This window comes from Flavobacterium sp. U410 (assembly GCF_053570605.1).
On sequence record NZ_JBSEFI010000024.1, the window covers coordinates 20,031 to 42,731 of the forward strand.

19 protein-coding genes are annotated in these 22,701 nt (G+C 31.5%); 10 read left to right on the forward strand and 9 right to left on the reverse strand.

The genetic code is table 11. The annotated features are described in order from the left end of the window. Positions 1-18: 18 nt before the first annotated feature. From ACUSJC_RS14410 to ACUSJC_RS14425, 4 genes are read right to left on the reverse strand one after another with little or no spacing between them, the layout of a single operon-like run. The gene (locus tag ACUSJC_RS14410; RefSeq protein WP_449270262.1) at positions 19-1,044 is read right to left on the reverse strand and encodes an AAA family ATPase; all 1,026 of its coding nucleotides are present in this window, start codon (positions 1,042-1,044) and stop codon (positions 19-21) included. Next, positions 1,044-2,237 carry a DUF4350 domain-containing protein gene (locus ACUSJC_RS14415; protein ID WP_449270263.1) on the reverse strand — a complete coding sequence of 398 codons (1,194 nt, stop codon included), beginning with the start codon at positions 2,235-2,237 and terminating at the stop codon, positions 1,044-1,046. Before ACUSJC_RS14415 ends, ACUSJC_RS14410 begins: the two co-directional genes overlap by 1 nt. Before the next feature lie 4 nt (positions 2,238-2,241). Then, a complete protein-coding gene (locus ACUSJC_RS14420; protein WP_449270264.1) occupies positions 2,242-2,955 on the reverse strand; it encodes a DUF4129 domain-containing protein in 714 nt (237 codons plus the stop codon). A gap of 1 nt (position 2,956) precedes the next feature. Further along, positions 2,957-3,934: a stage II sporulation protein M gene (locus ACUSJC_RS14425; protein ID WP_449270265.1), complete on the reverse strand. Its 978-nt coding sequence runs from the start codon at positions 3,932-3,934 to the stop codon at positions 2,957-2,959. A 21-nt stretch (positions 3,935-3,955) separates the two neighbouring features. Here ACUSJC_RS14425 and ACUSJC_RS14430 point away from each other — a divergent pair, with 21 nt between their 5' ends. Continuing rightward, positions 3,956-4,696 (forward strand): RDD family protein, encoded by a 741-nt coding sequence (locus ACUSJC_RS14430; protein WP_449270266.1) that lies wholly within the window; start codon positions 3,956-3,958, stop codon positions 4,694-4,696. Here ACUSJC_RS14430 and ACUSJC_RS14435 read toward each other — a convergent pair whose 3' ends face one another. Continuing rightward, the gene (locus ACUSJC_RS14435; protein WP_449270267.1) at positions 4,697-6,511 is read right to left on the reverse strand and encodes a T9SS type B sorting domain-containing protein; all 1,815 of its coding nucleotides are present in this window, start codon (positions 6,509-6,511) and stop codon (positions 4,697-4,699) included. 106 nt (positions 6,512-6,617) lie between these two features. Here ACUSJC_RS14435 and ACUSJC_RS14440 point away from each other — a divergent pair, with 106 nt between their 5' ends. From ACUSJC_RS14440 to ACUSJC_RS14455, 4 genes are read left to right on the forward strand one after another with little or no spacing between them, the layout of a single operon-like run. Continuing rightward, positions 6,618-7,598: a GNAT family N-acetyltransferase gene (locus ACUSJC_RS14440; RefSeq protein WP_449270268.1), complete on the forward strand. Its 981-nt coding sequence runs from the start codon at positions 6,618-6,620 to the stop codon at positions 7,596-7,598. Further along, positions 7,595-8,692 (forward strand): DegT/DnrJ/EryC1/StrS family aminotransferase, encoded by a 1,098-nt coding sequence (locus ACUSJC_RS14445; RefSeq protein ID WP_449270269.1) that lies wholly within the window; start codon positions 7,595-7,597, stop codon positions 8,690-8,692. The genes ACUSJC_RS14440 and ACUSJC_RS14445 overlap by 4 nt, the downstream gene beginning before the upstream one ends. Further along, positions 8,680-9,672, forward strand: coding sequence for a hypothetical protein (locus ACUSJC_RS14450; protein ID WP_449270270.1), 993 nt, complete (start codon positions 8,680-8,682; stop codon positions 9,670-9,672). The genes ACUSJC_RS14445 and ACUSJC_RS14450 overlap by 13 nt, the downstream gene beginning before the upstream one ends. After that, positions 9,672-11,111, forward strand: coding sequence for an oligosaccharide flippase family protein (locus ACUSJC_RS14455; RefSeq protein WP_449270271.1), 1,440 nt, complete (start codon positions 9,672-9,674; stop codon positions 11,109-11,111). The genes ACUSJC_RS14450 and ACUSJC_RS14455 overlap by 1 nt, the downstream gene beginning before the upstream one ends. On the opposite strand, the gene ACUSJC_RS14460 is transcribed toward ACUSJC_RS14455, so the two are convergent. Both ACUSJC_RS14460 and ACUSJC_RS14465 read right to left on the reverse strand, forming a co-directional pair. Next, positions 11,104-12,831 carry a sulfatase-like hydrolase/transferase gene (locus ACUSJC_RS14460; RefSeq protein WP_449270272.1) on the reverse strand — a complete coding sequence of 576 codons (1,728 nt, stop codon included), beginning with the start codon at positions 12,829-12,831 and terminating at the stop codon, positions 11,104-11,106. The two genes, ACUSJC_RS14455 and ACUSJC_RS14460, sit on opposite strands and share 8 nt — an antisense overlap. Positions 12,832-13,361: 530 nt before the next feature. Next, positions 13,362-14,237 (reverse strand): glycosyltransferase, encoded by an 876-nt coding sequence (locus ACUSJC_RS14465; RefSeq protein ID WP_449270273.1) that lies wholly within the window; start codon positions 14,235-14,237, stop codon positions 13,362-13,364. Positions 14,238-14,288: 51 nt separating this feature from the next. Here ACUSJC_RS14465 and ACUSJC_RS14470 point away from each other — a divergent pair, with 51 nt between their 5' ends. Next, the gene (locus ACUSJC_RS14470) at positions 14,289-15,365 is read left to right on the forward strand and encodes a glycosyltransferase (protein WP_449270274.1); all 1,077 of its coding nucleotides are present in this window, start codon (positions 14,289-14,291) and stop codon (positions 15,363-15,365) included. Further along, the gene (locus tag ACUSJC_RS14475) at positions 15,362-15,757 is read left to right on the forward strand and encodes a sugar 3,4-ketoisomerase (RefSeq protein WP_449270275.1); all 396 of its coding nucleotides are present in this window, start codon (positions 15,362-15,364) and stop codon (positions 15,755-15,757) included. The genes ACUSJC_RS14470 and ACUSJC_RS14475 overlap by 4 nt, the downstream gene beginning before the upstream one ends. On the opposite strand, the gene ACUSJC_RS14480 is transcribed toward ACUSJC_RS14475, so the two are convergent. Then, positions 15,751-16,683, reverse strand: a complete 933-nt coding sequence (locus tag ACUSJC_RS14480) for a glycosyltransferase family 2 protein (protein WP_449270276.1) — start codon at positions 16,681-16,683, stop codon at positions 15,751-15,753. The two genes, ACUSJC_RS14475 and ACUSJC_RS14480, sit on opposite strands and share 7 nt — an antisense overlap. Positions 16,684-16,743: 60 nt before the next feature. Here ACUSJC_RS14480 and ACUSJC_RS14485 point away from each other — a divergent pair, with 60 nt between their 5' ends. Continuing rightward, positions 16,744-17,898, forward strand: a complete 1,155-nt coding sequence (locus tag ACUSJC_RS14485; protein ID WP_449270277.1) for a hypothetical protein — start codon at positions 16,744-16,746, stop codon at positions 17,896-17,898. A gap of 34 nt (positions 17,899-17,932) precedes the next feature. Beyond that, positions 17,933-18,757 carry a 2OG-Fe(II) oxygenase gene (locus ACUSJC_RS14490; RefSeq protein ID WP_449270278.1) on the forward strand — a complete coding sequence of 275 codons (825 nt, stop codon included), beginning with the start codon at positions 17,933-17,935 and terminating at the stop codon, positions 18,755-18,757. On the opposite strand, the gene ACUSJC_RS14495 is transcribed toward ACUSJC_RS14490, so the two are convergent. Then, positions 18,754-19,437, reverse strand: a complete 684-nt coding sequence (locus ACUSJC_RS14495; protein WP_449270279.1) for a cell division ATP-binding protein FtsE — start codon at positions 19,435-19,437, stop codon at positions 18,754-18,756. The two genes, ACUSJC_RS14490 and ACUSJC_RS14495, sit on opposite strands and share 4 nt — an antisense overlap. 220 nt (positions 19,438-19,657) lie before the next feature. Here ACUSJC_RS14495 and ACUSJC_RS14500 point away from each other — a divergent pair, with 220 nt between their 5' ends. Further along, complete coding sequence (locus ACUSJC_RS14500) at positions 19,658-22,672, forward strand: tetratricopeptide repeat protein (protein ID WP_449270280.1); 3,015 nt, start codon at positions 19,658-19,660, stop codon at positions 22,670-22,672. Positions 22,673-22,701: the final 29 nt, after the last annotated feature.

A 22,701-nucleotide genomic window follows, 5' to 3' on the forward strand; every position in this document is an offset into this window, starting at 1 on the left:
TTTAAAAATTAATTGGACTTAACGCGGAATTTCAACGGCATCAATAATTTGTTTGATGATTTCGGTGCTGTTAATTCCTTCCATTTCGCGTTCCGGAGTTACCACTACGCGGTGTTGTAAAACAGGAATTGTAGCTTCTTTAATATCATCTGGAGTCACAAAATCGCGTCCTTTGATGGCGGCAAAACCTTTCGCAGCATTTAAAATCGCGATAGAAGCTCTTGGCGAAGCGCCTAAATATAAAAAGGCATTTTCACGCGTATTAGCTACAATTTTAGCAATGTATTCAATTAAATGCGGTTCAATGATGATTTGTTTGATTAAATGCTGAAAGTCGGTAATGTTACTTTTCGATAAAACAGTAGCAATAGCTGCTAATTTATCATCGGTTCTCAATTCGTTTTCTTTAGATAGAATTTTGATTTCTTCTTCTAAATTAGGGTAACCAATATTTACTTTGAATAAAAAACGGTCTAATTGTGCTTCCGGAAGGCGATAGGTTCCTTCTTGCTCAATAGGGTTTTGCGTAGCAATTACTAAGAAAGGTTTGTCTAAAATATAGGTAGTTCCGTCGGCAGTAATTTGACGTTCTTCCATAACTTCAAACAAAGCGGCTTGCGTTTTGGCAGGCGCACGATTGATCTCGTCAATTAAAACAAAATTAGAAAAAATAGGTCCTTTTTTGAATTCGAAAGTAGATTTCGACAAATCAAAAACCGAAGTACCAATGATATCTGAAGGCATCAAATCAGGAGTAAACTGAATTCTACTGAAATCAAGCGATAACGTTTTTGCCAAAAGTTTAGCACTGATGGTTTTTGCAACACCGGGAACACCTTCCAACAAAACGTGTCCGTTAGCCAAAACTGCCACTAACAATTGGTCGATCATTTTGTTTTGTCCTACAATAACCTTTGCAATTTCCTGACGAATTTGCGACAAGCCATCTTGTAACGGTTGTAGATTGATTCGAGATTCGAAATTTACGTGTTCTGCATTTTCGTTAGTCTCGTTTTGCGGATTGTTTTCAAAAAAGTTTTCCATTATAGATTTAATTTTTCAATCAGTTGGTTTAAGGTAATCAAATCGGCTTCCAAAGCTTGTGTTTGTCTTCGCATTTGGTTGATATGATGTACGAGTTTTGTAATATCGTCTATATTTTTACCTGTTTTTTGATGTAGACGTTTGATAAAAATGTCGTCCAAATTAAAGGTATCAATATAATATTCGTTTCTAATTTTTTCAAGTAAATATTTGATCTTTTTCTCAATAATGTCCAAGTGATTTTTTTCTTGAAAGTATAAATTACCAATAGTTTTGATGAATTCTACCGTAGTATTTTTTAGCGGTTCAATGATGGGAACGACACGCTGGCGGCGTTTTGCATTGAAAATCATAAAGAAAATCATGCTAAAAATAGCGATAAGCCAAGCCCATTTTAAGGAAGGTTCGCTAAAGATAAAACGCAATGGCGATTGATCTAAATTTTCGCTTTCATACCGATCAATTTTCCAGAAAATAGCATCTTTTTGCGGAATTATGTTTAAGACACTTTCGGCGTAAGATTGATTGTTTTTTAGATAATAATTGGTAAACGCTTCGGGTTGTGTGTGCAAGTAAAAAGCACCTTCACCAAAAGGAACTTTGATAAAATTAGTTTGTTCGTTCTCGAATTTTTTACCGTATTTCTGTTTTCCTAAGACTTCTGTTTTTGCCGAATCAATGCTTATGAAATAGCCGTTGTTGACTCCTTTGTCGAAATAATTTTTAGATTTTTCAATATTTTGAACTTCTAATTGCAACGTATCGTTAAAAATATTGCTGTAACTCATTTTAAAGCCAAGCGAATCTTGCAAAAGCTTTGGGAAATCAAAAGAACTCAAGAAAATTGAATTTCCATGACTTGCAAAGTACATAAGTTCTTCTAACGATTCGTTGTCAATATCAAATTCGCTGTCAATATATAGTACTGTTCCGGAAACAGCATAACTCGAATCTTTGTAACGGTATTTGGCGTCTAAAAATTCGTAAGGACTTTTTCCGAATCGCGTTACCGATTGCGGTTTGAAAAAAGCATCGCATTCGTTGTCAAAAATGTATAAACCAAATGGAATTTTATCTTTGATTTTGAAGGTTTGGCGCCAATCTACAGGTTTAGGTCGGCTCGCATCAATAGCAATGATGGCTACCCAAATGAAAATTAGAACTCCTATGAATATTTTTAATTGTTTTGACATGCTGTTATTTTCCTATCGATTTTAAAAAGGCATTTTGAGCTTTGTGGAAATCTTCTTCCGTGAGTTCAAATTCGCCATACCAACTGTATTCGTACACATACGAAAGGAATCGGAAATCCTTTTGCAAAGCCGCATCGTTAATTTCGTATAAATAATCAGAATTGGTTTTTTCAATATCCCATTCAATAATTTCTTTATCGGAAAGCGATTTGAGCAACCACAAATAATAATAACGAATGGCTACGCGGAAATTTTTCCCGCTAACGGCTTCAGAAACTATGGTTTTAAAATCGATGGTATGAATGTTTTCTTCTACGTTTTCGGTAACATTTATTTTTTTGCTTGAGCGACTAAAAATCCAACCGCCTTCTTTATTGATAATCATTTTTACGATGAAATAAACCACAATCAAAATAATGATAATAGCCAAAACACGAAGTACAATTTGGAAACCGCTAATGGCATCAGAAGTTGAAGTTCCTCCAAAAATACTAGAAATCAAATTTTGAAGCGCACGCATTAATTTTTCCCAAAAAGTAGGTTCGTTAACATGTTGTTCAGCCTCGTAATTGAAATCGCTTCCGTTGTATTTTTCACCCAATGAAGTACCAAATCTTCTATTGGCAGAAGCAATGCTATCATTTGTCCTTTGGGCCAAAGATTGCAAAGCAAAAGCAAAGCTAAAAAATAGACTGATGTGTTTTTTATGAAATTTCATATTACGCTAAAACTACTGATTTTTTTACTTTTTGATGCACTACAAACGGATAAATTAAGTAGTAATAACCAATAGCAGAAAGTGTTATTAAAATGATGGAAATGCTCAAGAATGTTGGCATTTGCAAAGCATATCGAGTAATGTAACCTTCCAAAAATCCGGCAGCAAAAGTAAACGGCATGGTGCTGATGAAAATTTTAAAGCTGTTTTTGAATCCTATTTTGAATGAATTTAAACGCGAATAGGTTCGAGGAAATAAAATACTAGCGCCTAAAATGAATCCGGCACCGGCTTCAATAATCATAGCGAAAATTTCCATAGAGCCATGAATCCAAATACCGCGAACACTTTCCCAAAATACATTTTCCTGATAAAAGAAATATTGGAATGAACCCAACATAATGGAATTCTGCATTAAAATATAAAAGGTGCCAATTCCTAAAAAGATGCCAAAAAAGTAAGATATAGTACCCACTTTTAAATTATTGAGCGTTATACCGATGAAACTACCCCAATTGCTTCCGCTTTTGTAAACGGCAACAGGATCTCCTTCTTTAATATTTTCCAAGGTCATGTTGACATAGTAATCACCTAAAATCAAGCGTACAAAACTGTCGTCGTTATGGGCTGAAAGTACACCAATTCCCGTTAGTAGAAAGAAAGTAATAAAGGCATACAAAATGTATCTTCGGTAGTCGTAAACCAATAAAGGAACTTCGGTTTTAAAAAAATAAGCAATTCTATTGGTCTCAGTTCTTTTAGTTTTGTAAATTTTTTGATAGGTTTGTGCTGCTAAATGATTCAAGTAAACCGTAGTTTTACTTTTCGGATAATAGGTTTGTGCATAAGACAAATCGTTGACTAAGTGAATGTATAAACTAGCCAACTCGTCCGGATTTTTTTTAGTTTTACCAAAAATAGCTTGTTCGAAATTAAGCCATTTTTCTTTATTTTGTTTAATGAATGCAACTTCTCTCATGGAAATGCTAAAATATAAATTATGATGCAATTAACCATAAACACTACACAAAATGTGAATATAAATTTTACGTCAGCTTCTGTAGGCGATCGGTTACTGGCACAAATTTTAGATTTATTGGTCAAAATTGCCTATATTATTTTGGTGATTTTCATTTTTGAGATAACGGATTTGTCCCGAATTTTTAACGGTTTAGATCAATGGTCGGTTATGGCAGTTATTTCTTTATTGGGTTTACCCGTTATGTTTTATTCTTTGGTTCAGGAAAGTTTTTGGGAAGGGCAGACCATCGGTAAAAAAATTGCAAAAATTAAAGTAATTAAATTAGATGGTTATCAGGCAAGTTTTGGAGATTATTTAATTCGTTGGTTATTTCGTATTGTCGAATTGAGTATCGGTAACGGATTAATTGCTTTAATTACTATGATTGTGAACAAACGTAATCAAAGATTAGGTGATATAGCTGCCGGAACTGCCGTTATTTCTTTAAAAAATAATATCAATATTAATCATACCATTCTTCAAGAAGTAAATGAAGATTATGTGCCAACCTATCCTTTGGTTATCAAACTTTCAGATAATGATGTACGAATCATTAAAGAGAATTTTGAAAAAGCAGTAGCCGCACGTGATTATGCCACATTAATAAAATTGAGAGACAAGATCATTCAAGTCACCGGAATCAAAAATCAGTCAGGAAACGATCAAGATTTTATCAAAACTCTTTTAAAAGACTACAATTATTATACGCAAAACATGTAATTAATAGGTTAGGTATAAATAACCGCTTAAAGGCTCGGGATAAGCCGGATCGTTTAAATGAAGGATATAAAAATAAGTTCCCTCGGGAGCATTTTTACCACCTACGCCATCTTCTACATAACCGTTCCAATTGGGTTTATTGTTATTCCCTGTCCAAAGTAATCTTCCCCAGCGGTTATAGATTTCCAATGTAAAGTTGACAAAAATATCTCGTAAACCGTCGATAAAAAAATCATCGTTATAACCATCTGAATTGGCAGAAACCGCATTGTAGACTGTCGGTGGACAATTTTGAGTCAGTAAGTCAAAAGAAGTAATGCTGTAGCAACCCAAATCATTTTCAATTCGTATAAAAATAGTTTGCGGTGTAGCTTGTGCTTCATAATTTGACACATTGATGATTTCATTTTCTTGATTTTCGGCATCTTCTAGCGAATGATAAAAACTCACTAAATGAGCTGAATTTGTTTTAACCAAATCTTCATAATCTGAAAAATCAAAGATACCTTGAGTGAAACCAATATTACAAGAAGTAAGATTTTCTAAAGTATTGAATGAAGGAGAAAGCCATTGCATTATTTCCATTTCAAAGAGATTATTGGTCTCGTTTATTTCAGTGATTGCAAAATTATAATCGACCATTGCAACCAAGTTGAAAAGCTCAGGAGTATTGGAAGGCAAATTAATGGTGATACTTCCTGTTTCATCTCCACCAATAGGAATTTCGTTTAAGGTAGCGGCAGTAGCTACTAATTGACTGTTTATATAAAAACCTATTTGTGTATTTGCAGACAAAGCTTCGGTGCTATTTATATTGTAAACAGTATAATCAACTAAAATAGAGCCTGAATTACAACTTGTACTATAATCGTCAATTTCAATTGTAGCATCGGGTAATTGGCTGTTTAATTTGGTAATAATGGTATTCAACATTACAAAATCTTGTCCCGATTGAAGTGTAACCGAAGCGGAAGTTGTACCAGGCATAATATAATTTTCGATAGAATAGACATCTAAGTCCATATTGTATAAAACAGAAGAATTTGTTTCTGTATTTGTACCGTTAAAAGCATTAGTAGATGGATTCAAACTATTGTTTAAGGTATTTGTAACACCATTTGCCGTGAAATTTAATTTTTCCTCATACTCAATACCTCTGTCTCCTTCCCAAGCAACAAAACCTATTTTTGCACCTGTATTACTAATTAAATAAAGATTGTTTAAATCAATTGTTTTAGAATCAATGATTCCTAAAGGACGATTTGGCGATAAGGTTTCTAGACCTTGGTAAACATTGATCTGATTAAGTGTTAAGTTAGGATTTTCATAAATGACTAAAATTGCCCAACCTGCAAACTGTGTACCGTTGCTCCAATATTGAGGAATTAAGCTGTTCAAATCAAATTCTGATAAAGTATACGTTCCGTTACCAGTAGCTTGAACAAAAGAAGTAATGTCTTTAAAGGCACTAAAATAGTCTAAGTTATCTGGTGTCCCAATAGTATTGTATAGTATGTCTGGTGTGAAATCAACACCATTGAGTTGTATATTTAAGTCGCCGATTCCCATTCCTGCCCAGTATAAATAAGCGGCTACAACAGAATCATTGGGTTGTAATGTTAAGTTTGAGGAGGAACTGGTGTAAAGATAAGTTGGAGAATAAGATGTGTTTTCAAAAGGATTTAGAGTATTTCCTACAAATGTGAAATCATATCTACCATTCCACTGTGAAAATAAATCTACATCTTGTCCGGCTACAAAATGGAAGCAAATAAAACTGATAAAAAAATTAAGTAGAGTAGTTTTTTTTAGCATAGTGTAAAAATTACAAGTACCAAGATACTAAATAAAATAATATTTTAATACTTTCGTTTTACTACTCGGTTTATTATTCTTAATTTTCGGCTTTAATTCTACTCATTTGAAAAATTATACGGTAGTAAAATATTCTTCTAAATACTATACCATTTGGAATCAATTTGTTTCTAAAGCCAAGAATGCTACTTTTTTGTTCTTCCGAGATTTTATGGAGTATCATCAAGATCGGTTTGATGATTTTTCACTACTGGTTTTTGATGAAAAAAATAATATAAAAGCATTACTTCCGGCTAATAGAACAGGAGATGTAGTTTTTTCACATCAAGGGTTGACTTACGGCGGAATTATTATTGACAAAAAATGTAAACTTTCTGATTATATAGAAATTATACGAGAAGTCTTGAGTTTTTTGTGCAAACAAGGTATTCATTTTTTAGAAATAAAGGTTTTGCCTTCAATTTACGCTCAATTTCCTTCCGATGAATTAGAATATTTAGCTTTTCTTTTGGATGCAAAATTAACAAGACGAGATACGCTTTCGGTTATAGATTTGAATTCTGATTTTAAATTTTCTCAAAGTAGAAAACAGGAAATTTCAAAGGGTAAAGCAGAAGAATTTGAAATTAAAGAGGTTGAAGAATTTTCTGAATTTTGGAATAAAATATTAATCCCTAATTTAAAAGAGAAACACCAATCAAAACCAGTTCATAGTTTAGAAGAAATTACGTTGTTGAAAAGTAGATTTCCCAAAAACATTCGACAATTTAATATTTATAAAGAAAACAAAATTGTGGCAGGAACGACGGTTTTTGAAACTGAAAAAGTAGTACATTCACAATATATTTCGGGGAATAAAGTTTTAGGGAGATTAGAAAGTCTGGATGTTTTACATGATTATCTAATTTCTAATGTTTTTGTTACTAAAAAATATTTTGACTTTGGGATTTCTAACGAAAATCAAGGTAAAAATATCAATCATGGTTTATTGTTTTGGAAAGAAAGTTTCGGAGCCAGAACTATAGCTCAAAGTTTTTATCGATTTGAAACATCAAAATTTATAGAATTAAAAGAGGTTATGTTATGATAAAATTTCTCGATTTACATAAACTCAATCAACCATTTGAAACTGAATTTCAACAGAAGTTCAATGCGTTTTTAGCTAAAGGTTGGTACATCTTAGGGGATGAAGTTCAGGCTTTTGAAAACAGTTTTGCAACGTATTGTCAAGCCAAACATTGCATTGGCGTTGGTAATGGTTTAGATGCTTTGGTACTGACTTTAAAAGCATATATTCAATTAGGGAAAATTCAAAAAGGAGATGAAGTCATTGTTCCGGCAAATACCTATATCGCAACTATTTTAGCGGTTTTGGAAGCCGATTTGGTTCCGGTTTTAGTCGAACCAAAATTGGAAACTTACAACATCAATCCCGATGTAATTGAAGCCAAAATAACTTCAAAAACTAAAGTGATTTTACCGGTTCATTTATATGGGCAATTAGCCGAAATGGAAGCTGTTTTACAAATTGCCCAACGTCATAATTTGCTAGTGATTGAAGATGCGGCTCAAGCTCATGGAGCTGTTAGTACTAATAAATTAAATTATGCAGCTACAAAAACATATAGCTTTTATCCGGGAAAAAATTTAGGAGCTTTAGGCGATGCAGGAGCTATAACTACTGATGATTCGGAATTAGCAGAAGTGCTGTATGAACTTCACAATTATGGTTCGAAAAGAAAATATAAGAATGAACGCATCGGAGTAAACTCTCGTTTAGACGAATTACAGGCGGCTTTCCTCAGTATTAAATTACCTTTTTTAGATCAGGAAAACCAAGTTAGAAGAGCAATTGCTAAAAGATATTTAAGTGAAATTAAAAATCCGAAAATTGTGTTGCCGCATTGGAATCAAACTAATAATCATGTGTTTCATCAATTTGTGATTCGTACAGAAAATCGCGAGGAATTAGTACAATATTTAAAGGAAAATGGAATAGAAACCATGATCCATTATCCGATTCCGCCACATAAACAAAAAGCGCTAAAAGAATGGAATCATTTATCGTTTCCAATTACTGAAAAAATTCATAAAGAAGTATTGAGTTTGCCGATGAATGGAGCTTTAATAGAAGAAGAAATAGCAACAATAATTGAAATTATAAATAAATGGACATACTAATAAAATCTTTCAATAGAGCTTATTATTTAGACAGATGTTTGTTTAGTATTTTTAAACATGTTCAAGGATTTAATGGTAGGGTTTTGATTTTAGATGACGGAACACCCAATTTATATTTAGAGAAAATTAGAGAAAAGTACCCTCGAGTGGAGCTGTTAACATCCGGAAAAGCCAAAGAAAAGGCAACGAAAATTTTAAAAAATGAATTTGACTTTTCTAGGGAAATACCCACTCAGTTTTGGTTAGAAGCTGCTAAAAAAAGCTCTGATTATTTTTTAATATTAGAAGAAGACTTTTGGTTTACACAAAATATTGATATTGAAAGCTTAGAACAATTCATAAAAAAATATAGGATAGAACTTTTTAAGCTTATTTGGCTTGGAAACCGATCATTAATAGGTAAAGATTTATTAACTAAGGGAAAGTGGATTTCTTATCAACCGGAATTAAGAGCTAATTCATTACTATACCAAATGGTTTTTATGAAATATAATCCGGTTTGGAGAGTCATAATGAAGAAAATAGGTTTTTATAGTTTGCAAAAAGAATTGGCTTTTTATCAATATTATTCGGTAGCCGGAGCTATTTTTAAAAAAGATTATTTTTTAGCAATATGGGAGGAAGCTATGGAGAATGTTGATGAAAAGTTTCAAATTTTAAATGCATTGAAATATGCTACAAAGCATCAAATTCATTTTGGGAGGAGCGATAATGAGGTTTTAAAAACCGGTTTTGTATCATCATCTTTTTCAAAGACAGAGTTTTCCGATTTTTCAATACATGATTTTAACGTTACATTAAATAACTTTTGGTTAAGAGAAAGTGATTTTTTTAAGGAAGATTTATCGAAAGATTTAAGTGTTGAAAAGATAGAAAAAGTATTATTAATAAGTAGTAAATCGGAATTGTATATTGAAGAATGGAAACAATGGGTTAAACAATTTAAGGAGCAGTATAAGAAAATCGGTTGTCATATTTGATGGAAAAAAGAGGCTTTCATAGAATTATATTTAAAAACGTTGGTTTCTTTGGAATCTCCCAACTTGTTACCATTGGAGTAAGATTGGTCACTAATAAATTTGCGGCTATTTTTTTAGGTTCTGCTGGAATAGGTATAATAGGACTTTTAGAAAATATTTTAACACTTATTCAAAGTGTAACAGTTTTTGGTTTACCAGCAAGTAGTGTTAGAGAAGTAGCTTTAGTTGATGATAGTACTCAAGAAGAAAACGCTAAAGAATCAAAATTATTGCAAATTTTGTACAAATGGTCTTGGATATCAGGAGTTTTAGGGGTTGTTTTATCACTTTTGTTTTCCAAAAAAATAAGTTTAGAAGTATTTGAAACAACTAGTTATCAAAGTGAAATAGTAGCACTCAGTCTTTATTTTTTATTTACTTCTGTTTCATCTATTCGGTTAGCAGTTTTACAAGGAAAAAAGAAAATATTGTATATTGTTAAGTACAATTTGATTTTAAGTGTTTTATCATCTTTACTCGCTGTATGTTTTTATTATTTATGGAGAATTAATGGTATTATACCTGTTTTTGTCGGAACTGCATTTATAGGTTTTATTCTGAGTCTTTTTTTTACAAGAAATTACAAGACTTCATCCGTTTCTTTAAAGACAGCTTTAAGTCAAGGCTTACCAATGGTAAAGTTAGGACTGCTGCTATCTTTGAGCGGTATTCTTGGGCAAATTTGTTTTTATATTATAAGATGGTATTTAAAAGAATACTTTTCTCTTGAGATTTTAGGACTCTATCAAGTAGGAAATACTTTTCTTGTGAGTTATTTAGGTTTGGTTTTTACAACAATGGCAAATGATTTTTATCCTAGATTATGCAATTATGAAACTGATAAAAAGAAGTTTAACGATTTAATTAATGACCAAACAGAAGTCGCTCTGTCAATAGTTTTGCCCGCCATATTGTTTTTATATTTGGGTTCTCCATTATTATTAAAACTTTTATACTCAGAACAATTTTTGGAAGTTTTAAAGATTTTGCACATAGGATTACTAAGTGTAATTTTGAAAGCAGTAGTTTGGCCTTTAGGTTTTATTCCTTTAGTAAAAGGAGATAAATTTGAGTATTTTAAACAAAATATTTTATCAGATGTAATACATGTTATTCTTTCTCTTGTCTTGGTTCATTTTTTAGGACTAAATGGAATAGGAATAGCGATTACGGGCATGTTCTTAGTATCATTCTTATATAATTATTATGTAGCAGTTTCTAAATACGAATTTGAATTTAGAAAAGATACATTGAAAACTATTTTTGTAGCACTAATATTGGTATTGATCGCATTAGTTAGCGTCAGTTTTTTTGGTTTTACATTTCAAAATTTTGTAGTTTGGATTACTCTTGCAATAGCGTTTTGGAATTCTTTACAATTATTAAAGAAAGTTATTTAAAATCCCATTTGTCGGCATAAATTCCATAGAAAAATTCCATCTCATATTTTAAAACATAGTCTTCATCTATTCCCGGATCAAAATTAATATGGTAAGCATAAGGCTCAATTCCTACTTTTAGACATTCTTGTAGCAATTCTGGATTAATGTAAATGAAACGTCTGGAAACAGCAATATTTTTTACGCCCATCTTTTTCAAAGAAATTAAATCTTCAGGTTTTAATTGATCTATAATATTGTTAGAAGGCATGGCTGATAAAATTCCTGTTTTGATCCCCTGTTTTACAGCTTCTATATCAAAGAGTTCCATCATGAGTCGCTTTTTATCGACAAAGAGTTTTGCAAAGAGTTCAGGTTCATTGATTTTATCAGTGACTAAGATAGCATCCTTGTGCTCTGAAAACCATTTGTTTATTGTCTTTAAATCTAAAGGAGTAAATTGATTATGAATTTTATGTTTGCGAAATTCGTTAAGTGATACAGGAATTTCTCCGGAAAAATTGGTATTGTCTTTCCATTCATCCCAACCATGTACAGCAACATATTCTCCATCTGAAGTTTTCATAATATCAAGTTCAAAGAGTCTAAAGCCTTTATTATATGATAAGTTAAGAGCTTCAAGCGAATTAGTATAACTAAAGCCTTTTATAGTGCCTCCGGCGTGCGCAATGAAACGAGAAGTATCTTTTTTTATTTTGTTGTACAAGGCCGGATTAAAAGTCAAATCAACAAATTTGGAATCATAACGTAAAAAACCACTAGTGTTAATAGCTGTAATTTCATTCAAATGTTCTTTGATATATTGATTTTTATCACTTATGTTTTTTAAATAATCAGTAAAAAAGATCATGTTATGCTTTACGTCAGCACCATTCAAAATGATTTTAGGTAAATCAATTTGAAAAATCGGAATTCCCTTATTATTGTTAAAAGAGGAATTAGATAAAACATATAGCCCTCTTTCTTCAGGATATTCAAAAATTGAAGGATCTCCCATTTTAAGATGGTCCGGAAAAATATAAACAACGGTATTCTCTAATAGCTTTTTATTATCCAAAAACTTTACAAAATCACCAACCATATAGTCGACAGAAGCCAACATAAAGTCGTAATCATTCTTCTTTTTAGAAACTACTTTTTCCATCCGTGAATCGTAAATTCCATCCGGAAAATGAGTATCTGTTGTAGAAATAAATAATGCAAAATTTTCATTTTTCTTTTCCTCTTCGAGGATTTTTCTTTTTGCAATATCAAATAAATCTTTGTCTCTCAGACCATAATCACTCTCAAATTCTTTCTCTTCTACATTTTTGTTATCAATAACTTCTTTAAAATCAAAAACATTGAGCATTTCTTTTACACCAGAGTGATCTGTATTTCCATTCATGTAAATGGTATTATATCCCGCAATATTCAAAGCCTGTGAAATACTTGAAATGTCAGAATGATATGAAGTTTGGAAGATAGAGTTTCCATAAACACCAAAAAAAGCGGGAAACCCTGTCAAATAGGAGTATAAAGAGCCACTTGTCCAGTCACTTCCGTGATTTTGTTCTAATTGTAAATAATTCCAGTTATTTTTTAAATTTCTTAAATTAGGGGTTAGCTCTCTGAATTTATCTTCTTCCAAAAAGCTTCTTTCAAAAGATTCTAATGAAATAACAATTATGTTTTTTCCTTTTTTAGCTTGTATTCTATTAGGAGATACATAACTATTCATATTATTTCTTTCTAAAACAGCTTTGAAATTTTCAGAATTAGTAGTGAAGACTAGAAATAAAGATCGAGTATCTTCTAAAAAATGTCCCTTCCATAAAGAAAAAGAAAGTAAAACAAATGTGATGATTAATAAAACTATTTTTTGTTGATATAACTTTATAAATGGTAATTTTTTCCCAACAAAGGAGGAAATAAACTTAGATTTATAGAGAGTATAGAATATGAGAATTAAACTTATAATAAATAGAATTAGTTGTGGAATATATAATCCCAGCATGGAATCAATTCCTCTCAAGTTCAAATGAACAAAGAAACGATAGCCTATAAAGGTTTGAGTAAAATATAAAGAGGAAAGTTGAAGTATGATCCATGCACTGGATAAAAAAGAAGTTATAAATCTTATACTGTTTTTTTCAATCAAAGAGTTTAAAATAAAAAGAGAAATGCACCAAAAAGTTAATTCTAATACATAAAATTTTCCGCCGAAAAGTAAAATTGTATGATTAATCATTTCTACCATAAGTTGTTAAATCAAAGAGAGTTCAAAAATGTTTTTGTATAAAGGATCATAAGTTTAGGAAAAATGTAAAAATTTCTAATGTGGACCGCTTTCATCAGCTCATTTTTAATTCTATTTAAAAGTAATTTATATTCTGATTTACTTGTGTTAAGCCGGAAAGCCTTTTCTAATATTTGTAAAGTTGAAAGTTGAATGATTTTACTTCTTTTACTATATTTCAATTGAAATTGAGCACTTATAGAATTAGTCAATTCTCGCTTTTTTACTAAAATTTCCGGAATGTATTCAAAATCAAAAACTCTGGAAGATCTTATCCACAAGTCCAAATCTTCGTAAGCCAGATTTTCATCGTAAAAACCAACAGTTTCAAAAACTTCTTTTTTTACCATAGAACCTACAGAACAGATTTTTACACGTTCGCTAATTACCATAGGATAGATATTTCCACTTTCAGGTTTATCCTTGTCAGTGTAATAGGGATTAGGGAAATCTCCATTTTCGTCAAACTGAATAACATTACCGTAAACAATACCTAAATTTTTAAAGGTAGAATGTAAAAAAGTAGAAACTTGACTCATAATGCAATGTTCCAATAAAATATCATCGGCGGCAAGATCAATGATATAATCGCCTTGAGCAAATTGAACAGCATTATTAAATGTTTGGGTGTTTCCTATATTTTCAGAGTTAGGAATAAATCGGATCGTTGGATGTTTTAAAAGCCAGTTCTTGATCACTTTTTGAGAACCATCGTTGCTACCATCATCTGTAATGATCAATTCAATATTAGGATAAGTCTGATTTAAAACAGAATTTAGAGCCTCCTCAATAAAAGATTCGTGGTTGTAAGAGATGCAAATAACAGTGACTAAAGGTAAATTTTGCATATTAGCTTTTAAAACTTATTTTTATGCTAAATTAAGAAACCTGAAACAATAATGAGTAATACTCAAAAAAAGAAACTGAAAATAGCTTTAGTAGGTTACACAATGGCTGATGGAGGTTTAGAAAAAATGCTAAGTGAAACAAGCCATTTATTGACTCAATCTCAATTTGAAGTTCACGTAATTGTTTTGGAAAATAAAATAAGTTATGATTATTCCGGAAAACTTCATAATCTCGGAATATATTCTAAAATTGTAAAATATATTAAGCTCAAGAGTTTACTTAAAAAACAACAGTTTGATTATATTATAGATTTTAGATATCGTTTAAATCCATTAATGGAACTATTTTTTTTGAATGGAATTTACACTAAAACAAAAGTTATTTATACTGTTCATAGTGCTAAATTAGAACATTATTTCACTTCAAATAATTGGGTAGCCCAACAAATATTTAAAAAAGTTTTTAAAGTAGTTACTGTCTCAAAAAGTATACAACAGAATATAGAAGAAAAATATCTTTTTAAAAAAGCACAAGTCATTTATAATTTTGTAAATGAGGAAACTGTATTTCCCTTAGGTAACGAAAAAAAAGACTTTCTTTGTGAAAATTATATCGTTGCAGTAGGAAGATTGGTTCCTTTAAAACAATTTGACCGATTATTAAGAAGTTATGCAGCTTCCGTTTTGCCATCAAATAACATAGATTTAGTGATAGTCGGAGATGGTTCTGAAAGAAATAACTTGAAAGAACTAGCTGTCAATTTGAAAATACAAGATAAAGTTCATTTTTTAGGATTTAAAAACAATCCGTTTCCTTATGTGAAAAAGGCCCAATTTTTAGTGCTTTGCAGTCAGTATGAAGGGTTTGGGTTGGTTCTTGTAGAAGCGTTACAGTTAGGAGTTCCTGTGATCTCTTTTGATTGTGAAAGCGGACCTTCGGAAATTATTAAAAGTGAATATAATGGGCTTTTAGTAAAAGACCAAGATTTTACAGAATTGATTTATAAAATGAATATTTTTGTTGAAGACAAAAAACTTTACAACTATTGTAAAAAAAATGCAGTTTCAAGTGTTACTCCATTTCATAAAAATACAGTTTTAAAAGACTGGTTAAATGTATTACAATGAATATAGAACGCATATCGATACCTAAAATAGAAGAGAGAAGAGGAAATCTTTCTGTTGTAGAAAAAGATCTTATTCCGTTTGAAATTAAACGAGTATATTATTTATATGATGTTCCTGCCGGAGCTGAGCGTGGCGGACATGCGCATAAAAAATTACAACAGTTCTTAATTGCACTTTCCGGTAGTTTTGATGTAGTCTTGAATGATGCAAAAGAAGAACAAGTAGTAACTCTAAACAAACCTTATGAAGGATTGTTGATTACCAATGGCATTTGGCGCGAATTAAAGAATTTTTCCTCGGGAGCCGTTTGCTTGGTCATTGCCTCAGAAGTGTTCGAAGAAGAGGATTATATCCGTGATTTCGATGATTTCGTAAAGTATAAAAATCAATGATAAACCGTAAAGTCAATTCCTTTCTTTCTCAGCCAGTGTTTAATAGTTAAAAAGCGTTTTAAAAGCCATGGAGGAAGCAACAGTAAAAACTTTGTTTTAGTTGGGATTTTAGTGGTAACCTCTTTTAGTAATCTCTTTGATTTATCTTTGAGTCCTGCAATTCTAAATTGTAGAGCATATTCAATTCTATAAATATCCAAGAAAGCTTTCAAACTAAGATTGTCCTTTTCAAAGTCCTTAAATTGATCAAAACCAAATATTTTTTTTGAAGAAATATTATTTTTAGAAAGAGAATCTAAAATTTCAAAGTGATAAATTGCAGTAACTTTATTATGAATAGCTACAGGGTATTGAATGGCAATTTTTGTCCAAAGTTCAGTATCTTCTCCACTGTTTACATTTTTGTTAAATCCACCAACATGATTCAATATTTTTTTAGGGATTAAAACAGAAGAAGAAGTAATAATTCGGTCGACAAAATTGGCTTCAAAAAAGTTTGGTATTATCCCATAATACTCTTCAGGAAGATTAACAAAGTAATTTGTAGTGAACTTTTTATCTGATATTTTTTTAGTATATCGGCTAGAGAACATGCCGCAATTTGGAAAATCAAGATATAGTTGATACAATTCAGTTAAATGATTAGGGAACCAAAAATCATCAGCATCTAAAAAAGCAATTAATTCACTTTCAGATTTTTGAATACCTGAATTCCTGGCAACAGAAACACCTTGGTTTTCTGTTTTAAAATACCGAATTCTGGAATCTGTAAAGCTCGTTGCAATACTACTCGAATTATCCGTAGAACCATCATCAATGATTACAACTTCAAAATCAGTGAACTCCTGTGCTAAAACAGATGTTAAAGTGTTTTTAAGAACAAGCTCTTTATTATAAAGCGGTATGACAACAGAAATTTTCGGCATTAAAAATGATTTCAATTTTAAAATCAATAATAGTAACAAAAGTAGTATTTTTGATCACTCATGCAAGAAAAGATTCTGAATATAGTTACTTTTGATAATCCATTCCCGCCTTCTTATGGTGGTATAATTGATGTTTATTACAAAATTAGGGCTTTACATCAAACAGGATATAAAATTCATTTGCATTGTTTTGTAACTGAAGTACCTGAGTTATCAATAGAACTTCAAAAAATTACAGCGTCTGTCTATTTCTATGAAGCTAAACCTAAATGGTTTCATTTATGGAGCAGTTTGCCAATTTCTGTAATTTCCAGAAGTAACTCTGATTTGGTTAAAAATCTGCTGAAGAATAATGCGCCGATCCTTTTTGAAAGTCTTAAGACTACTTGCTTATTACAAGACGTCAGATTAAAAAGCAGAATCAAATTATTGCGCTATCACAATATAGAGCATCTTTACTTTAAAGGAATTGCAAATAGTGAGACCTCTTTATTGAAAAAAATACTTTTCTATATTGAATATAAAAGATATGCTAAATACGAAAGGATTCTTGAGCAATTTGATGCAGTTTTTACTTTGTCAAATTATGAACAGGAGTATGCTTTAACTATGAATAGCAACTCGTTTTACGTTCCTGTTTTCCATGGAAATGAGAAAGTAGCTGAACTTTCAGAATATGGGGATTATGTGTTATACCATGGCGATTTAACCACAGCCGATAACAGAAGAGTAGCCTCTTACTTAATAGACGTTTTTAAAGAAATACCAAATTCAAAATTGGTTATAGCTTCAGGAAGTCATCAAGATTTTATAAAAAAGAAAATTAAAGAGCAACAGAATATACAGTTCATATTATTAGAGAATTTTGAACATTTAAAAGAGGTATTGGGGAAAGCGCATATCTGTATTTCCTGGTCGTTTCAAAAATCGGGAACTAAGTTGAAATTAATGAATGCATTATTCAATTCTCGTCATTCCATTATTAATGAAAATATAATTGATGATGAAGCCGTTGTTTCGATATGTTCTGTAGTTCAAAATAAGGAAACATTAAAAGAAAAAATAACACTTTTGAATCAACAGCCATATTCTTCTCTTGACATTGAAAAAAGAAAAAATATACTGGAAAACCAAATAAATGATGCTACAAGTGTTTTGAAAATTGATGAGTTTCTTCAAAAACTATATATGAAGAAAAACAATGAATACCATTGATTGATTTTGTATATTTGGTTATAAATTTTTTCTGATGAACAGAGTTGAAATTGCCGATATAATTGTATCCAAAATAAAACAAAACAAAGACTACCTAAAAGAAGAATTTGAAAAGTCTGCTGCGGGAATAGGCTGTTTTTTTGTAGATGACTTATTGCCTAATGAATTAGCAACCCGATTAGCCGGTAAATTTCCAAATTCAGACCAAATGGTTCTGAAAAAAAGTTTGAGAGAAGATAAATTTATTGGTGTTCAAATGAATCAATACGATTCAATTTTAGAAGAAACTATTTATGCTTTTCAAGACGAAAGAATCGTTCGCCTAGTTTCTGAAATTACAGAATTACAACATATTTTTCCTGACGAAAAATTATATGCAGGCGGTATTTCTTTGATGAAGAGAGATCAGTTCTTAAATCCGCATTTAGACAATTCTCACGATAAAGACCGTGAAAGATGGCGTGTATTGAATCTGTTGTATTATGTTACACCAAATTGGAAATTAGAAAATGGAGGAAATTTAGAACTTTGGCCCAGTGGATTAAAAAATAAACCGGTAGTAATTGAAAGTAAGTTCAATAGATTGGCTGTGATGGCAACTCATAATAATTCGTTGCATTCGGTTTCTCCCGTAGTCGAAAATGTAGAACGTCGTTGCATTTCCAACTATTATTTTTCTAGCGTCCCTGTGCGACAAGACGATACGTTTCATGTAACTTCCTTCAGAGGAAGACCTGAAAATAAAGTAGCAGATGTAGTTTTACAAGTAGATACTTTCTTTCGAATGGGAATTCGAAAAATATTTAAAAAGGGAATTAAAGAAAACCCACATTACTATAAAAAAGAATCGGAAAATTAAACCGTTCTTTGAACCACCTCAAATACTTTTCCTTCATCAAATTTCAACGTTTTAGAAGGATATTTTAATAGTAAAGCATAGTCGTGAGTCGCCATGATGATGGTTTTTCCGTTGGCGTTAATTTTGCGTAACAATTCCATTACTTCCACACTCGTTTGCGGATCTAAGTTTCCGGTAGGTTCGTCAGCTAAAATTAAATCAGGATTATTCAATAAAGCTCTGGCAATAGCAATACGCTGCTGTTCTCCACCCGAAAGTTGATGAGGCATTTTATTTTGATGGTTTTTCATACCTACTTTTTCTAAAACTTCATCAATTTTCACATCCATTTCTTCTTTTACAACCCAACCGGTAGCTTTTAAAACAAAAAGTAAATTTTCTTTAACACTTCTGTCCGGAAGTAATTTAAAATCTTGAAAAACAACACCCAATTTTCGTCTCAAATAAGGAATATCTTTTTCCTTCAATCCGTTAAGTTCATAATCAACAATAGTACCTTCGCCCTCTGTTAAGGACAAATCAGCATATAAAGTCTTTAAAAAACTACTCTTTCCGGCACCGGTTTTACCAATTAAATAAATAAAATCACCACGTTTAACATCTAAATTAATATTCGTTAAAACCGGATTTTTTTCTTGATAAATAGTAACGTCTTTTAAAGTTAAAATGCTTGTCGACATAATTTATTACGGATTTTGCTGTAAAAGTAGTAACTAAATTTTCGGTTACAAAATTTTATTTATTGTGTAAGTTTAAAAAAAGCTGCCTTTTACTAATTCTTGGCATTTTATTTGATTTTGATTTTTCAGTTAATAAATTGTTACAATAATCTATTAACACTTTTCGTTAATACAATTAGGAAACCTTATCTTTGAAAACTATTACCAAAAACAAATTCTAATGATCAAGAAAATCAGACTTGCATCCCTTTTATTCATGGGAAGTCCGGCATTGCTTTTTTCACAGCAAACCGCTATTTACACAAATGAATTGAAAGAGTTTGACAGAGCAATTGAGTTGTATAAAGACCAACAATATCAGTCGGCTCAAATTATATTTGAAGAAGTTAAAAACCAAATCAAAAATCAGGATGTACAAGCCGATTGTGCTTACTATATCGCCAATTGTGCTATCCACTTAAATCAATATGGTGCAGATAGACTTATTGAAAACTTTGTAGAAGACTATCCAACCAGTACTAAACAAAATCAAGCCTATATTGAAGTTGCACATTATTATTTTAACGAAGGAAGTTATCCTAAAGCCTTGGAATGGTTTGATAAAGCCGATACAAGCAATATGTCTAATGCTGATCGCGAAAAATATAACTTTCAAAAAGGTTACATTTATTTTACACTAAAGAAAACCAAAGACGCTCAGAAATACTTGAATCAAGTGGTTAATTCAGCTACTTACGGAAGTCAAGCAAAATATTATTTAGGCTATATGTCTTATGAAACCGACGATTATAAATCGGCAAATCAATATTTTGATCAGGTTTCTGACCAAGACAAATACAAAGAAAAAATGGGGTATTTCCAAGCAGATATGAATTTTAAGCTGGGGAACTTCCAAAAAGCAATTGATTTAGGTTTGGAGCAAATGCCCAAATCAAGTCCGCAGGAAAAAAGCGAATTGTCTAAAATTATTGGCGAAAGTTATTTTAACTTAAAACAATACGATAAAGCGCTTCCTTATTTATTGGATTACCGAGGAAAACAAGGAAAATGGAATAACACCGATTTTTACCAATTGGGTTATACCTATTACAAGCAAAATGATTACGAAAATGCTATTGGGCAATTCAATAAAATTATCAACGGAAATGATCATGTAGCTCAAAATGCCTATTATCATTTGGCAGAATGTTATTTGAAAACCAACAAAAAACAAGAAGCGTTAAATGCGTTCAAAACGGCTTCTGAAATGGATTTTGACTTAAAAATTCAGGAAGATGCGTTTTTGAATTATGCAAAATTAAGTTACGAAATTGGAAATCCGTACCAATCGGTTCCGGAAGTATTGAAATCGTATTTAGATAAATATCCGAATACGTCATTCAAACAAGAAATCAACAATCTGCTAATTGATTCGTATATCACGTCTAAAAATTATACGGAAGCTTTAGTGTTGTTGGAAAAAAACAGATCAGCAGAAAATCGTTTAGCTTACCAAAAAGTAGCGTTCTACAGAGGTTTAGAATTGTTTACGGATGGCGATTATCAAGGGGCTTTCGATTTGTTTAAAAAATCAATTGCTGAAAATAAAGATGCCAAATTCACGGCGCGCGCTATCTATTGGAAAGCGGAAACCGAATACAATTTGGAACAATACAATGAAGCGATGTTGAGCTACAAACAGTTTTTGGGTTACAATGAAGCGGTTTCAACTCCTGAATTTAAAAATGCGCAGTACAATTTAGCCTATGCTTATTTCAAACTGAAAGATTACGATAACGCCATTAAATATTACACTAATTTCTTGGCTGAAGTTAAAAACGACAACAATAGAAAAGTAGATGCTTATTTGCGTTTGGGCGATTGTAATTTTATTTCTGCGAAATATTGGCCGGCAATGGATGCTTACAACAAAGCTATTGAAATGAATAGTGTGAGTAAAGATTATGCGGCTTTCCAAAAAGGAATCAGTTATGGTTTCGTAGGTAAAAATGATCGAAAAATTGAAGATTTAGAAAAATTCATCAAAACATATCCTTCTTCACAATATGCCGATGATGCGTTGTATGAATTAGGAAATACGTATGTAAACGAAAATAACGAATCAAAAGCGATTGCATCTTACGACAAATTGATTGCCAATTATTCGAGTAGTTCTTTTGTTTCTAAATCTATTTTGAAACAAGGTCTGATTTATTACAACAACAATAAACCGGAACCGGCTTTAACCAAATTCAAAAAAGTGGTGGCTGAATTTCCAAATTCTCCGGAATCAATTCAGGCAGTTTCTACAGCGCGTTTGATTTATGTAGATAACGGTAGAGTAGACGAATATTCAGAATGGGTGAAAACCTTGAGTTTTGTGGAAGTTTCAGATGCTGATTTGGATAATACAACCTATGAATCGGCAGAAAAACAATATTTGTTGAACAATAGCAAACAAGCTATTTCAGGATTTAGTAGTTATGTAGCCAAATTCCCGAACGGATTACATGCGTTACATGCTAATTTCTATTTGGCTCAATTGTATTTTGCAGATGGTTTAGAAAGCAATTCAACTAAACATTACGAATATGTAATTAGTCAACCGCGTAATGAGTTTACAGAGCAAGCATTGGCACGTTTAAGTCAAGTGTATTTAAAAGCAAAAGACTACGATAAAGCCATTCCTGTATTGATACGTTTGGAAAATGAAGCTGATTATCCGCAAAATATAACCTATGCGCAATCTAATTTAATGAAAGCGTATTATGAAAAGCAAAATTATACTAAGGCTGTTGTATACGCTGATAAAGTTTTAGCAAATGAAAAAACAGATGACCGAATCAAAAGTGATGCTCAAATTATCATTGCACGTTCGGCAATTAAAAATAACGATGAGGTAAAAGCGAAAAAAGCCTATGCCGATTTGTTGAAAATAGCCAAAGGAGAATTGGCTGCTGAAGCCTTGTTTTACGATGCCTATTTCAAAAATAAAGAAGGAAAATTTGAAGAATCAAATAAAGCAGTTCAAAAATTAGCAAAAGATTATTCAGGATATAAATATTATGGAGCCAAAGGTTTAGTGGTAATGGCTAAAAACTTTTACGGATTAAAAGATAGTTTCCAGGCCACTTACATTTTAGAAAGTGTGACCAAAAATTTCACCGATTATCCGGATGTAGTAGAGGAAGCTCAAACAGAATTGGCAACCATAAAAGCAGAAGAAGCGAAAACCAATTCATCTATTACAAACTAATATGTCATGCTGAACTTGTTTCAGTATCT